Source organism: Methylomarinum sp. Ch1-1, assembly GCF_030717995.2.
In the GTDB taxonomy this organism is placed as follows: Bacteria; Pseudomonadota; Gammaproteobacteria; order Methylococcales; family Methylomonadaceae; genus Methylomarinum; species Methylomarinum roseum.
In genome coordinates this window covers 1,761,997-1,777,503 of the sequence record NZ_CP157743.1, presented here as the reverse complement: position 1 = coordinate 1,777,503, position 15,507 = coordinate 1,761,997, and the positions used below count along the sequence as shown (strand labels likewise).

The 15,507-nt window shown below is 50.4% G+C and carries 11 protein-coding genes; 4 read left to right on the top strand and 7 right to left on the bottom strand.

From position 1 onward, the window contains the following. Window positions 1-471: 471 nt before the first annotated feature. Window positions 472-1,125 carry a response regulator gene (locus Q9L42_RS08435; RefSeq protein WP_305908884.1) on the top strand — a complete coding sequence of 218 codons (654 nt, stop codon included), beginning with the start codon at window positions 472-474 and terminating at the stop codon, window positions 1,123-1,125. 22 nt (window positions 1,126-1,147) lie between these two features. Further along, window positions 1,148-2,104 carry a PQQ-dependent catabolism-associated beta-propeller protein gene (locus tag Q9L42_RS08430; protein WP_305908885.1) on the top strand — a complete coding sequence of 319 codons (957 nt, stop codon included), beginning with the start codon at window positions 1,148-1,150 and terminating at the stop codon, window positions 2,102-2,104. Between the two features lie 313 nt (window positions 2,105-2,417). On the opposite strand, the gene Q9L42_RS08425 is transcribed toward Q9L42_RS08430, so the two are convergent. The 5 genes from Q9L42_RS08425 to can all read right to left on the bottom strand — a co-directional run bounded on the left by Q9L42_RS08425 (window position 2,418) and on the right by can (window position 10,731). After that, window positions 2,418-2,939: a PepSY domain-containing protein gene (locus Q9L42_RS08425; protein ID WP_305908886.1), complete on the bottom strand. Its 522-nt coding sequence runs from the start codon at window positions 2,937-2,939 to the stop codon at window positions 2,418-2,420. Between the two features lie 467 nt (window positions 2,940-3,406). Then, window positions 3,407-3,739: a hypothetical protein gene (locus tag Q9L42_RS08420; RefSeq protein WP_305908887.1), complete on the bottom strand. Its 333-nt coding sequence runs from the start codon at window positions 3,737-3,739 to the stop codon at window positions 3,407-3,409. A gap of 509 nt (window positions 3,740-4,248) precedes the next feature. Continuing rightward, window positions 4,249-8,016, bottom strand: coding sequence for an EAL domain-containing protein (locus Q9L42_RS08415; RefSeq protein WP_349432618.1), 3,768 nt, complete (start codon window positions 8,014-8,016; stop codon window positions 4,249-4,251). Window positions 8,017-8,326: 310 nt separating this feature from the next. Further along, on the bottom strand, window positions 8,327-9,865 hold the full coding sequence (locus tag Q9L42_RS08410; RefSeq protein WP_305908889.1) for a SulP family inorganic anion transporter: 1,539 nt from the start codon (window positions 9,863-9,865) through the stop codon (window positions 8,327-8,329). Window positions 9,866-10,086: 221 nt separating this feature from the next. Beyond that, complete coding sequence (gene can, locus Q9L42_RS08405; protein ID WP_305908890.1) at window positions 10,087-10,731, bottom strand: carbonate dehydratase; 645 nt, start codon at window positions 10,729-10,731, stop codon at window positions 10,087-10,089. 218 nt (window positions 10,732-10,949) lie between these two features. On the opposite strand from can, the gene Q9L42_RS08400 reads away from it, so the two are divergent. Both Q9L42_RS08400 and Q9L42_RS08395 read left to right on the top strand, forming a co-directional pair. After that, entirely contained in the window at window positions 10,950-11,624 is a 675-nt protein-coding gene (locus Q9L42_RS08400) for a response regulator (RefSeq protein ID WP_305908891.1), read from the top strand. Next, window positions 11,617-13,008, top strand: a complete 1,392-nt coding sequence (locus Q9L42_RS08395) for a sensor histidine kinase (RefSeq protein ID WP_305908892.1) — start codon at window positions 11,617-11,619, stop codon at window positions 13,006-13,008. The genes Q9L42_RS08400 and Q9L42_RS08395 overlap by 8 nt, the downstream gene beginning before the upstream one ends. Before the next feature lie 338 nt (window positions 13,009-13,346). On the opposite strand, the gene Q9L42_RS08390 is transcribed toward Q9L42_RS08395, so the two are convergent. Further along, window positions 13,347-13,952 (bottom strand): nitroreductase family protein, encoded by a 606-nt coding sequence (locus tag Q9L42_RS08390; RefSeq protein WP_305908893.1) that lies wholly within the window; start codon window positions 13,950-13,952, stop codon window positions 13,347-13,349. Window positions 13,953-13,961: 9 nt separating this feature from the next. Next, window positions 13,962-14,972, bottom strand: a complete 1,011-nt coding sequence (locus tag Q9L42_RS08385; protein ID WP_349432617.1) for a class 1 fructose-bisphosphatase — start codon at window positions 14,970-14,972, stop codon at window positions 13,962-13,964. Between the last annotated feature and the right edge of the window lie 535 nt (window positions 14,973-15,507).

Here is a 15,507-nt window from a genome sequence, read left to right as displayed (position 1 = left end):
TCTAATAAAAAAAATCTGCGGGCGTCGTCTTAAAAACGTACCGCAGATTAAATCAGCTTAAAACTACACACTCATAGGAAACATAACATTGCAAACACCTTCCCTAACGCTTCTGACAACTACCATGCCGTCCGCACCCGTCCATCACAATCTAGCTGATAGCAAGCGCTGTAGCAGCATCCTATTGCATCTGCCGATAGAGATAAATATTGGCAAGGCGTATTGTATGGAAGCATTCATATACTGGTTAGGGAACTATTCCTAATGAGGCCAGGAATTTTTCCCGGCGTCAGAAATACGGAAGCCTTCCTGTTAGCAACGACTCACTTTAGGAATAATTCCTATGGCATTCAGTCTTAATACAAGGGAAGATTGCATCTCTTTGACACGACTGTAACGAACGACAATACTTCGAGTGCTTGCCTGGCCAAACCATGAATTCAATCAGTAAACCGACTAAAGGAGTCCGCTATGGCCGCTAAGATCAGTGTCTTATTAGTTGATGATCATGCCGTCGTCCGAGCCGGTTATAAGACCTATCTAGGCCTGTCGGAAAAAATCGGCGACGTCTTTGAAAGCGATCGCGGCGAAAATGCTTGCCAGCTATACGAACAACATCGTCCCGATATCGTAGTGTTGGATATATCGATGCCCGGCATCGGCGGTTTCGAGACCATGCGGCGCTTGCTTAGCCGCGATCCGCAGTGTAGGGTTTTAATCTTCAGTATCCATGATGAACTGATTTATGTCGCCCGCGCCATCAAGGCCGGCGCCAAAGGCTATATCGTTAAAAACAGTGTTCCGGAAACCCTGATCACGGCGGTTTGCACCATAGCCCAAGGAAAAACCTTCGTAGCGCCGGAACTAGCGCAAAAATTGGCTGTCACCATGGCGGTCGAGGAAAATGAAGACGACAAGATCAAACAATTATCGCCGCGCGAGTTCGACATCTTCTGCCTGCTGGCCAACGGCATGACCACACGGGAGGCGGCGGAAAAGCTCTGCCTCAGTTACAAGACGGTTTGCAACCATAGCACCGCGATCAAGGATAAATTGGGTACTAAATCGATTGCGGAAATGACGCTGCTGGCAAGCCGCCAGGGACTGATCAACTCGATACATTAGCTTTATATCTAAAGGAGGACTCATGAAACACTTTTTTTGCGCCGCCCTGCTGTTGACCAGCAGCCAGGCTTTTTCAGAAACGCTATTTGTCACGCTGGAGAAGGACAACGCGCTGGCCGTGGTCGATCCGATTGAAGGCAAACTGCTGAAGACCGTGCCGGTCGGTCAACGTCCGCGCGGTATCGCGATCAGCAAAGATCATCGTCATCTGTATATCGCCGCCAGCGATGACGACACCATTCAAGTCGTCGACACCACCACTTTTCAGGTTGTCGGCACACTGCCTTCGGGCGAGGACCCAGAAACCTTCGCGCTCGGCCCGAGCGGCAAGCGACTCTATGTTTCCAATGAAGATGACAGCCTGGTCACGGCCATCGATATCGAACCGGCCAAGGCGATCAAGAAAATACCGGTCGGCGTCGAACCTGAGCCGGTCGCGGTGAGTCCGGATAATAAATGGGTGGCCTGTGCTTCGGAAGCGACCAATATGGTGCACTGGATCGATCGCGCAACCCTGGAGGTCGTCGACAACACCCTGGTCGACCCGAGACCGCGCGGCCTGACCTTTACCGACGACAGCGAACAGCTCTGGGCCAGTTCGGAGCTAGGCGGCAGCGTCAGCGTCATCGATGTCGCAACCCGCAAAATCATCAAGACGCTGAAATTCCACATATCCGGTGTCACCGACGACAAGATCCAACCGGTCGGCATCGCCATCGACAAGGAGCGAAAATGGGCCTTCGTCGCCCTTGGCCCGGCCAATCGGGTGGCGCTGGTCAATGCGCAAACGCTGGAAGTGGAGGATTATTTTCTGGTCGGCCAACGGGTGTGGAATCTGGCATTTTCGCCTGACCAAAAGCGGCTGTACACGACCAATGGCGTCAGCAACGACATCTCGATCATCGACCTGGAAGACATGAAAGTCACCAAATCCATCGGCGTCGGCCGTTATCCCTGGGGCGTGGCGGTCAAGCCTTAAAGGGATTCAAAAAAATGGCGCATGGAATGCGCCCTACGGGAATTTGTGTACCCGAAGACCGGTAAATGTCCAAATGCAGTGGAGATGATCAGGCAACAAGATCCAACCTTCTATCGTGAAAGGATGCTCAATTCGGATGGTCCGGATGGCTTCGCGCAATGAGGCTCTAACGTCCTCATTACATAGGAAAGGCCGGCGATGGCGAGTCACGACGGTAAAGAAATAGGTCGCGCCTGGGGTGATCGCTCGCCGGCAGTTTGACATAATCGTTGAATTTTTTTTCGGCAGGTGCATGGAATGCACCCTATTTGCCTTATCTTCTTTCGTCGGCTTCCTCGCCGATTTCCCATTCCTCGATGGAAACCTCGATGATCTTGCCGGTGGCCGCGTCGACTTCGACCTTGGTTTCGACGCCTTTGTCGTCGACGATGTCGAATTCATAGGACGCGTCGCCGTTGGACTCGATTTCGTACTCGACTTCCTCGATCACGCCGGGATGGGCCTTCAACGCAATCGCGGCCGCATCTTCCTCGGTCACTTTCATTTTGCTTTTGAAAGCCTTGCTGTCGACGGAACTGACTTCGCTTTCGGTTTCGGTGATCTTACCGCTTTCGACATCGCACATGAATTCCCACTCGAAGCCGTTGGCGTCCCGAATTTCCAGTTCGTACATGGCCTTACCGTCTACCTTCAGCTTCTCCAGCTTGAGCATATCGCCGGCTTTTTGCTTTTGCGCCGCGGCGATGCAGCTTTCCAGGCCATGATCGGCCGCTTGAACATGAGCGGCCGATCCTGCGGCTAACATAATTACACCACTGATGATTTTTGTGTTCATTATTGGCTCCGTTACAAAACAAATATCGTCGCAAAATGGACGTGAATGCCATTTTTTCGCGGATATTATACCACTACGACCTGTAAAAAACGCTCAAGCCTGCCGATTGTTCCGATAACGCCAACGGAAGCCGCGGCATTAAAAGCAGAAACTCGCTAACGAGTGTACGGGGCGGAAAACTCGACTTACCCACAAAGTCTGTGGATAACTCTGTGGGTATTTTGTCGGAAACCCTCGATAAGGCCCGTCATTATTACATTTTTGTTAAATTGACCAAATTTTAGACAACACATTAATAGCTATAATTATCAATAGCTTATAAAAGTCAACAACAAATTTAACCGACAATAAAATTCCTTTCCAAGAATAATATCGACACCGAACCATTATGTGCATAAACCCGTAGCACCCACCGTTTTTATCCCTAGCCCGGATAACGGATCAAGACCCTCGAAGTCAACGATTGGCTAGCCAGTGATCCAGAGATATTGTCGAATTGAATCAATCCCGCGGCGATGCTGACCGCGATCACCATCGGGGTGTGGCTGTTGATCGGCAAGCCCAGCGGCGCATGTATCTTTCCCAGGCTTTTTCATTGACTGTGTCAGCCAAAGTTTGCTCGATGGTATCGAGCTTGCGTCGACGAAACCGGGCAGCAAATAAGCCGAGCCGGGGCGCTCATCGCCTAGCTGACGAATGTCCCGGATGATGCCCTGCCGCCAACGGATTTCAGCAAAGAAAATACGCCGCTGAATGATGTCGACCAGGTTGCTTACGATGTTGCCGCTCTGTTGTTCCATGATTTCATTATAGGACCGAATCGCTAAATAAAATAGCGTCCTTCAATCGGCGCGCCAGTGCGTGTCTCATGATAGATTTTGGGACTCCATGTCACCAAAAGAACGGCACGGGGTCTAGAAAAATAGCTCTAAATCTAGACCTGACACTGTTTTTGTTTCGCTTCCTATCGTCAGCACACCCTACCGCACCGTAGGGCGGCTGCCGCCAAAAACCGCCACCGGGGCAAAATTGGCCGTGCACGCGGGGTGGGGTATTTAACACACCCTAAACGTTTAACTTACTTTAGGCGTATTTGTCGTTAAATTCTGTTTTGCCACTCATTCATTTAATGAGGTAGCCCTGGCATATATAAAATGACTGAGTACTAGCTGCCAACTGACTTAATTTACATACTATTGCACAATCCTTATGACCAGCAAAACGTTCGGGAGGAAATGTGCTATTTTCCCGTGCCAATTCAAATTCAGACATCATCGCCAAACGGGTCTGATCACAAGGGCAATAGATCTCAGCCGGCTTCTTGCTGACGCAAATTATCTTTTGCCATTAACTCGGCAAACTTTTCGGCGGTGACCGGTTTGCTCAAATAAAAACCTTGCAGCTCATCGCAATGTTTTTGCTGCAACAGCCGTAATTGGGGATCGTTTTCGACACCCTCGGCAATGGTGCGCAGGCGCAGACTCTTCGCCAGGCCGATGATAGAATCGACAATATTTTCGCTGTCTTTGTTGGCCATCATATTTTTAATGAATGACCGATCAATTTTCAGCTTATCCAACGCAAACCTCTGCAGATAGCTGAGTGATGAATAGCCGGTTCCGAAGTCATCGATGGCTAATTGAATGCCCAAGCCTTTCAGCCGACGCAGAATATCGACCGCATATTCGGCGTTATGCATCGCAATACTTTCCGTCAATTCAAGTTCCAAATAATGGGGCGACAATTGATGACGCTCCAATGAGTCCCTGATGGTTTGGTAAAGGGTATTTTCTTTAAATTGCGCCATCGACAGATTTACCGCGATACAAATCGGTTTAAAACCGGCCCGTTGCCAATTGGCCGCCTGGGCGACCGCTTGTTCCAATACCCAGCCGCCTATCGGCAGAATCAAGCCGCATTCTTCCGCCACCGGTATGAACTCAGCCGGGGAAACCATGCCCCATTCGGGATGATGCCAGCGCAGCAATGCTTCCGCGCCAATGATTTTTCCATTCCCGGCATCCACTTGCGGCTGATAATAAACCTGCAGTTGACTTTTTTCCATGGCTTGTCTTAGGTCGTGCTCAATTTCCATGCGCCTCATCGCCGCCTGTTGCATCGCTTCGGTAAAAAATGCAAATTGATTGCGACCTTTTTGTTTGCACTGAAACATTGCCGTATCGGCGTTTTTCGATAGCGTTTCATAATCCTCGCCGTTTTCCGGATAAAGGCTGATGCCGATCGAAGCTCTAACATGCAACTGATACTGATCTATCTCTATCGGTTGCGCGATGATGTGAATCATGTTGTCTGCGACATGGGCCGCGCCGCGAAAATCGGTATTCGGCAACAGGACATTGAACTCGTCACCGCCCAGTCTCGCTACGGCGTCCTCTTCCCGCAGCGCCTGTTTCAGCCTTTCCGAGACTTTGAGCAACAACTGATCCCCGACTGAGTGGCCTAACGAGTCATTGATATTTTGGAAATGATCCAAATCCAAAAACAGCAACGCAAACGGCTGGTGCTGACGCTCAGAGACAGTCAGTTCATGATCGACATAGGCTTTGAACAGAATACGATTAGGTAAATCAGTTAACGGATCATAATGAGCCAGATGCTCGATGCGCGCTTCCGACTCTTTGTATTCGGTAATATCGGAAAAAATACCGATGTAATGCGTGATATTCTGACGACTGTCCTTGACGCCACTGATGGTCATCCATTCCGGAAATAATTCGCCATTCTTGCGCCGATTCCAGATTTCTCCCTGCCAATAATTATTTTCATTGATCATTTGCCACATCTGGCGATAGAAATCTCGATCATGACGGCCTGATGACAGTATGTGCGGATTTTGCCCCAATACCTCCGCCTCGCTGAAACCGGTGATCTCGGTGAACGCTCGATTGACACAAATAATCGCGTTGTTTTGATCGCTAATCAGAATCGCATCACGACTTTGCTGAAAGACCTTGGCCGCCAATTTGAGATCTTCCTCCGCTCTCCGACGCGTTATTTCACGATCATAGGCATCCAAGGCAAAATTCAGATCATTTTTCATTTCGACAAATAACTGGACGATTTCCTCATCGAAATAATCCACTAGGGACGTATAGACATTGAGCACCGCATATACGTCCCGCTGACGTGAAATAGGAATCGCACAGCTCGAGGCCCATTGATGTTGACTGCCCTGTTCATGCCAAGGGGCGGTTGTCGGATCATGAAGAAAATCATTGCAGACGACAATGTTACCGCTGTGATAAGCCTTGGCCGTAGGACCTTGTCCTTCCGGTAACTCGGCGTTGACGGAAATGCTTATTTGCCGGGTATATTCCTGGCGCTCACCGACGACCGCCACCGGCACAATCGACTCCTGTTCGCTGACAACGCCTATCCAGGCCAGCTCCAGATGCCCGAACTCGACGGTAATTCTACAAATCTCTTGGAATAACTCATCTTCGTTACTGATGGTTAGGATGGCATGATTAACCTGATGCAGAGTCTGATAGAGATGAGTCATACGTTTGATTTTTTCATCGTAGACCTTGCGCTCCGTGACATCATTAATCAATGCATAAAAAAACGGCTGACGCTCATCGTTATAATACTGTAGATCGACTTCCACCGGATAAAGACTGCCGTCTTTACGTTTATGGACCGTTTCAAACACGACCTTGCCCAAGCCGGCTTTCAACATCTCTGTCATACGGGTCAACTGAGCCGGCATAAAATCTGGTTTTAAATCCAACGGCGTTAACGCCGTTAACTCTTCCATGCTATAGCCTAGATTTTTACGCGCCGCATCATTCACCTGAATGAACAGCAAGGTCTCCGCATCGAAAATATAAATCTCATTCAATGAATGCTCCAGGATATCTCCCAGACGCAAGCTATCGGCCTCGGCCTGCTGCCGCGCCGCAATCTGTACTTTCAGGGCGCGACTCAGCCGCCAGTAATAGAGGGCGCCGATCAGCGCGATCGTCAACAACGCCAATGCGCCATAGTAGTATTCGGCCGGATATTTCCGATACCATGGTTCAGGCTGTCGATAGATAAAGCCATTCAAGCCGCCATCTTGCGGCGCCAGCCCCTGACTGACCAAGATGTCCGCCATGCGCCGCCAGCGCCGAGGATTGGCATGCCCGATTTCTATCAGGTCGGGCATGATCAATCGTCTGATCGCTGCGGCTTCGAACTGTAAATGCTCACGGGATTTGTTGACGCCGTATTGTTCAATCAGCAAGTCGATGATTTCATCGGGATGGGCCATCGCATAACGCCAACCACGCAAGGTGGCGGCGCGGAACCGTCGAACGCGGTCCGGGTGCCGCTTGATCTCTTCCTCGGTGGTGTAAAGTGTGTCACCATAAAAATCGATGCCGTAATTGAGCGGATTCAGGATATGATAGCCGACTCCTCGCTGTTTCAGCTCAAAGGGTCTATTCGTCAGATACACGCCAACCGCATCGACTTGTCGAGACAGCAGTTCTTCGACGCCATAGCTTTGCTTGACGATGTCCAAGTCTTCCAGCTGCACGCCTTCCTGCTTCAACATGGCGATAATGCTGGTCGCATGATCGCCCAACTCCAGCATCACTCGTTTGCCCTTCAGGTCATGCGGCGAACGGATGCCGCTATCCTTACGCACCAACAACACCGACGGCGAATGCTGAAAAATAGGAGCCAAAGCGACCAGCGGCTTGCCATGCAGGCGATAATAAAGTAAATCGACCTGGGTCTGGCCATACTGAGCATTGCCCAACAACACCTGATCGATCGAATTAGAGGCTAACGAGGGCTGAACCAGATCCACCTCCAGGCCGGCATCTCGGTAATAGCCCTGGGCGATAGCGGCGTAAAAGCCGGCAAACTGAAACTGATGAAAATAACGCAGCTGTACCGTGACTTTTTCCGGTGCTGATTGTTGTTTCTGTGGGTTTGCGTCTACGCACCCCATGTTCAGCAACAAAAACGCCAATAATAATCGGTGGATTTTTTTAGCGGAAAGACAGCCGTTTAATCGTCCTATTACCTGCTTCAGGACAATATTGGCATGAACACCTACGCCAGCCATTTTCGATATAAATCCTTTTCCGGCTTTGAGAGCTTAGCCCCTCCTGCGTCAAGACCTTGACCACAAAACGACGACAATGCATAACAACATCGCTGAGTAAATCGTATCCGACGCCTATCGGTCGGCCAACCGCTTATTGTGACGAAATGATGATCCATAGTAACTGCCCTGAGCGCCGACTCGGCTTCCATCTGTGATCAATGAAAACCAAATCCGGGAATATCCTGGATAAATGTACCAGAATTCAGAGCAATACCCTAGCTAATTTAGAGATGGGCTTTCCCGGACAGGCAAACCCTTAACTGCGCGATTATAGGCTTTTCATCTCTACCGTTTCGACCACGATATTGTCATCCGGCGCCGTCTTTAAGAAATCCTGCAATGTTTCCATGATGTCATGATCGATAAATTGCGCCTTGCTGGCGTCTATCGTCACAGTGCTGTTTTCATCTATCTGTAACAACTGCCTACGCAATAAGGGCTTATTGAGAAAAGACACGTCTTTGTTCAATGATAAGCTGTAGTGACTGCCTTCCTGATGCAGGGTAATGGAGGCATGGTAATGAGCCCGAATGACAAAATACAAACCCACAACGATACCGATAATGATGCCTTGCAGCAAATCGCTGATCAGAATGGCGATCACGGTGACGACAAACGGCAAAAACTGTCCCCAACCCTGTCTGAAAACTTCCCTGAATAGCTTCGGCGTGGCCAGCTTATAGCCGGTCTGTAGTAAAATGGCCGACAGGCAGGCCAGCGGAATCAGGTTGAGAAACTGCGTCAAATACATCACGCTCAACAGCAACAGGATGCCATGGATAAAGCTGGCGATTCGGGTTCGACCGCCGGCATTGATATTGGCGGAACTACGAACGATAACCGCGGTTATCGGCAAACCGCCGACCAGACCACTGATCATATTGCCCAAACCTTGGGCCTTGAGTTCGCGATTTGTCGGCGCGGTACGTTTCAACGGATCGAGTTTATCCACCGCCTCCAGACTCAACAAGGTTTCCAGGCTGGCAATGATCGCCAGGGTCGCCGCTATGACATAGACTTGCGGGTTGGCAAAAAAACTGAAATCAGGCAATTGAAATAACTGCACAAATTGCTCGACGTCGGCCGTGACGGGCAAGGTCACCAGATGTTTGCCCGTCACCGCCCACTCCGGATAGTAATTCAACGCGACAATGTTATAGGCGATACCCCAGGCGACGGCTATCAATGGCCCGGGGATCAACCTGACCAGCATAAAGCGCTTCATCCACGACAACTCCCAGACGAAAAGAATCGCTAAGGCCACTGTGGAGATCAAGGTAGCGCCCGGGGAAAGCGCGGAAAACGATGAAATCAGCTCCTGAAAACTGGAAGCCGCCGTTTCATGCATATAACTTTCATCGCCCTCAAAACTGACGTCATAACCGACTGCATGAGGAATTTGTTTGATAATCAAGATAATGCCTATCGCCGCCAGCATGCCTTTGATCACCGATGACGGAAAAAAGGCCCCGATAATGCCGGCGCGCAAGAAACCCAGAATCAGCTGCAGAACGCCGGCCAAAAAAACACAAAGCAAAAATCCGCTATAACTGCCCAACTGCTCGATGGCGTTGAAAACAATCACCGTCAAGCCGGCGGCCGGCCCGGAAACACTGAGCTGCGAGCCGCTGCACCAGGACACCAAGATGCCGCCTATCATGCCGGCAATCACGCCGGCGAACAACGGCGCTCCCGACGCCATCGCAATCCCCAAACACAACGGCAAGGCGACCAAAAAAACCACAATGCCCGCCGGAATGTCCTGTTTAATATGTTCGATATAGTAATTTAGATGTTTATGAATCATAAGTGCAGTAGCAGTGAAGACCGGTTAAGGCACTGCCGATGCATTAGGCGGTGCCGGGTGTGCAGGGATGCGAAGCCAAAACGAATGACATTCGAACGAGTGATTGACTTTAGCATAAAAGAAAAATGCTAAGCGCCCTAACTAAGGCGCAGTTAAAGTCTCAGAGGATTACGCCGACGGCAATCTTTTTTCTTGGCGCTGTTGAACGGAGTATCTTGCAATCAGCTTTCCGCCGGTTCATATTCATAAATAGGATGAATCGCATCCCCCGCTTTGAGTTTAATCAATGGATTTATCAGGCCGTCGCTGATGCCGTAAACCCAGCCATGTATCATCGGTCTTTTATGTTTATCCCAGGCTTCCTGGATAATCGACGTATGCGACAAGGCATGGACTTGTTCGATGATATTCAGCTCGACCAATCTATTGACTCGTTGCTCTTCGGTAGGAAGCATGTCTATTTCATTTTGATACAAACGATAAACATTTTTTATATGCATCAACCACTTGTTGGTAATCAGCAATTGCGCATTCTGCTTATTGAGCGCCGCCTTGACGCCGCCGCAGTTGTAATGCCCGCAGACGACAATATGCTTAACCTGCAGTACATTAACCGCATACTGTAAAACGCTTAGGCAATTGAAATCGGTGGCAATGACCTGATTGGCGATATTACGATGGATGAACATTTCACCGGGCTGGGCGCTGACCACCAGTTCCGCCGGCACCCGACTGTCGGAACAGCCTATCCACAACAATTCGGGCTTTTGTTCCTTAGCCAACAGTTCGAAATAAGCCGGGTTTTCTTTCTTTATCTTGTTGGCCCAAAGCTTGTTATTATTTAAAAAGTCGTCAATCTTTTGCATGCTTAATCCTTTTGATAATGTATTTTGACGTTGTTAACAATAGCCGCTTAGCAAGCGACTAGACTTCGATGCCTGAAAAACTACAGCATAGGTTAATGGCTATTTTTTTATTAGAATAGCTTGGATAATTATCCTGCTCCGGCACAGTAGCGTGATTATTTTGCAGAAACCTTGATCAGCATTGTAAGTTCTAAACCTTTCAACAACCTTTCACCTTAATGAATATCTTATTAATTGAAGATGATGCGGTCTTGGCCGATGGCCTGACCCACACTCTGACCAAAAACGGCTTTGTCGTCACCGTTGCCACTTCGGGCGCTTATGCCGAACACTTGCTCCACGCGCAGGACTTCGACCTGATTGTCCTTGACCTATGTTTGCCGGATATGGACGGCCTGGAATTGTTGCGTAAATTACGCAATCAGAAGCTCCCGGTGCCGATTATGATTTTGACCGCCCGCGATGGCTTGAACGATCGCATCGACGGCATCCGGCAGGGCGCCGATGATTATATGACCAAGCCGTTTGAACTCAGGGAGTTGGAAGCGCGATTACAGGCGCTGATCAGACGTTGTTATGGCGGTTTCAGCAACACCATCGAAGTGGGCCGCCTGATATTGGATACCCGAAACCATCAAGTCCAGGCGGATGGCCAATTACTGTCGTTGTCTGCACGCGAATCCGCGGTGCTGGAGATCTTGTTGATGCAGGCCGACAAAGTGGTCAGTAAAGAGCGCATCGCGCAGCGCTTATCGGCCGAGGGCGATGCGCTCGCCGATAATGCCATCGAGGTTTATATCCACCGCATCAGGAAACGCATCGAACCTTACGACGTCGTCATTCGCACAGTCCGAGGCCTGGGCTATCTATTGGAAAACAAATCGCATGAATAAACCCGCAAGCCTGAAAACGACGATTATTTCTCGTCTGATCATACCGGTCATCCTGTTTCTGACCATTGAAACGGTGCTATCCTATTTTGTGACCCTGCACTATGTCGACGTGGCCTATGACCGCTGGCTGCTGGACTCGGCCAATTCGTTGACCCAGGAGGTCAAAGTCATTGATGATGACGTTTACGCCAACCTGACCACGACAGCGATGGAAATTTTTAAATGGGACGAGGTCGATAAGACTTATTTTAAAATCATCGCCGAAAACAAGGGGGTGCTCGCCGGCGACATGTTCGTGCCCGAACCGACGACCGAGATAAACTGGAGCAAACCGTACTTTTTCAATTCCACCATCCGCGACACTCCCATCCGTGTCGTTTCCATGGAGGTGCAGAACGCCGATCTGCCGGAACGGGTCTACATCCATGTTGCCGAAACCCTGAACAAGCGTCAGGAAATGATGACCGATATCCTACTCGCCGACCTGGCGCCCCAACTGTTATTAACGCTGATAATCAGTATTTATCTGTTCATCGCCGTTAACCGGGGACTGGCTCCGCTACACAAATTGGCCAATGAAATTTCGCAGCGTTCTCCCCGAGACTTAAGCCCGATACCGGAAACCCATGTTTTCGCCGAGGTGCGCTCGCTGACAGACACGATCAACCATCTGTTAGGAAGGCTCTCGGCCGCGATCGCCGCCCAGCAACGCTTCATCGCCAACGCCGCGCATCAACTGCGCACGCCGCTGGCGGGTCTGAAACTGCAGGCTGAACGGGCGCAGCGCGAAAATGATATCCAGGCCATGCAACCGGCGCTGTTACAAATTCAAAATAGCGCCGACCGGGTTTCACACATGATCGCGCAGTTATTGGCGCTGGCCCGCTCCGGTCCGATTGAGGGGGATCATCGATTCAAAGCGATTGATTTGCGCCGATTGGCCCGAGATACGTGTATCGAATGGGTGCCGAAAGCCCTGCAAAAACAAATCGATCTGAGTTTCGATGAGCCGAAACAGCCTCTCTATGTCAAAGGCGATAAATTTCTATTGGGCGAATTATTGTCCAATTTGCTGGATAACGCCATTGCCTATGGGAAGCAACACGGCCATATCGCCGTCAAATTGACACACCATCCCAACCCCAGCCTCAGCGTCATCGATGATGGCCCCGGCATACCCGCCGCCGAAGTCGATAAGATCTTTGAACGTTTCTATCGCATCCCAGGCAGTCCGGGCAACGGCTGCGGCCTGGGTCTGGCCATCGTCAGAGAAATAGCCGACCTGCATCAGGCTCAGCTAAGCGTCGATGCCTCCGATGCCGGCGGCACGCGCATCGAACTGAGATTTAAGCCTAATCCGGATATTTCCCAAAGTCGGCCTTAGTGTTTGAAATAAGCATTGGAATATTAACAAAATAACTTCGATAAATAGTAAGCTTTTTGAAGGTTCGATAACTCGCTTGACAGGGCGCCGTGAATACATCCATGTAGGCTTGACGGCGGCTATCCATGCCACCGACACCTGTCAATCGAGATACCGAACCCTCTTCGCATATTTGAAAGTTATTTCATGCTCGTTCCATTGTAACTATTTAGCGTCTTTCAGTATTTAGGCGGCAGGGATACCACCGTCAAACCTCAAAGATGAGTTTACCCAGGCCCTAAACACCGCTAAAACGCTCAAGCCGGGAATGAGGTGGAACGAAATTGTTAGCCATATCCTCAGCCGAATCTGTCCTCGATCACCACTTCTTCGAACGTCAGTTGTCCCGGTCTTGGTCTAGCTTCCTCGGCGCCTTTACCGATGGCGACAAATAAACTGATAACATGATCGTCGGGTAAGTTAATCAATTTGCCCACCTGCTCGAAATCGAAACCGTCCATCGGACAGGAATCGTAGCCCATCGCCTTCGCCGCCAACATCAAGGTCTGGGCGGCCATACCGCAGGAACGCATCGCTTCGTCGCGTTGCACCCGTTCATTATCCCGGTAATAGCTGTCGATTGCCGGCAACACAAACTCCTGCACCTGTTGGCCGGCGTTGCGCCAATAGCGTTGCGGCTGCTTTTCCCAGGCTTTCAGATCGGCGCACAAAATCACTAACAGCGAAGCATCGGTGACCTGGGGCTGATCCCAGGCGGCGGCTCTGACCTGTCGTCGCAACGCCTCATCCTTGACGACGATAAAACGCCAGTGTTGAAGGTTGAATGCGGTTGGCGATAACATGCCCAATGACAGAATTTCTTCGATTTCCTGATTTGTCATGCGATGTTCGGGATCATACTGTTTAACCGAACGGCGTAGTTTTATCGCTTCTTTGGTCTCCATGATATTTCCTCAACTCTGTTGTTCGCGGTGATAGGCGACGATACGCTCGACTTCATGCTTGGAACCCAAAACCAGCGGCACTCGCTGGTGTATCTCTTCCGGTTCGATATCCATGATCCGTTCGCGGCCAGTCGAACAAGCGCCGCCCGCCTGTTCGACAATGAAAGCCATCGGATTGGCTTCATACATCAAACGCAAACGGCCCGCCGAAGCAGGGTCTTTGCTATCGTAAGGATACATGAATATCCCCCCTCGGGTCAGAATACGATATACCTCGGCGACCAAGGAGGCAATCCAACGCATGTTGAAGTACTTGCCGCGAGGCCCTTCCGTCCCTTGCACGCATTCGTCGACATAACGTTTAACCGGTGCTTCCCAGAAACGCTGATTGGACATGTTGATCGCGAACTCGCTGCAGTCGGCCGGAATTTTCATGTCGGGATGAGTCAAATAGAATTCTCCGACTTCCTGATCCAGGGTGAAACCATTGACGCCTTGGCCGGTGGTCAGCACCATGATCGTCGAGGGCCCATAGAGAACAAAACCGGCGCAAACCTGTTCGGCGCCTTTGCGTAGGAAGTCGACCATGTCCGGCTCGGCGCCATCCCCGCAGCGCAAAATAGAAAAAATCGTTCCCACCGTCAGATTCAAGTCAATATTCGAGGACCCGTCCAGCGGATCAAACAGGGCCAAATACTTGCCTTTCGGCGCCTGGTCCGGAATCTTAATCAAATCATCGACTTCTTCCGAGGCCATGCCGGCTAGATGACCGTTCCAGCTCAGCGCATCGACCATAATCTCGTTGCTGATGATGTCCAGCTTCTTCTGAACTTCGCCTTGTACATTTTCAGAATCGGCGTTGCCAAGCACACCGACTAAATCGCCTTGGTTGACGAGATGGGAAATTTTCTTGCAGGCCGTGACGATATCATTCAGTAATAACGTAAATGATCCCGACGCCCCGGGCATTCCGCGCTGTTGCTCAATTATGAACTGGGTCAAAGTCACTTTAGCGGTCATCTCGCTGCTGTCTCCGTCAGATTTATTAGCAAAGATCGACAGTTTACACGATTTTTCTGATGGTTTTCAGCGCGATTGGTTGAACTCAGGCTCCCCCATTAAAAAATACCTGACCCAACACCGTTGAACGTTTTGGTTTTTAGTTTGGCAGTGGATTGAAAGATTCAGGCCGGGGTTAAAAACCCTGGCCTGCTCAGTGTTTGGCGAGGATGTCGGCGGTAGGGATGCCCTCTGGGCGGGGCGGGTTATTTAACCCGCCCCGAACGCTTAACTTACTCTAGTCACGGTTGAATCGTTCAGGACCTCGTTGACCCGCATTTCGCAAGCGATGCGGACTACTTGCTTTTCGCGTCGAGGGCGGCGCTCCTACGCAAAGCAGCGTCTTGCCTTCGGATGTGTCGAACAGCGTGAAGCGCATCGAAACCGGTGCGCTTCCTATCGTCAGCACACCCTACTCACATCCGTGAGGCGGATCAAGCGCAGTGGATCCGCCAACGTAGGGCGGCTTCGCGAAGCAAGCCGCCACAACCCGCCA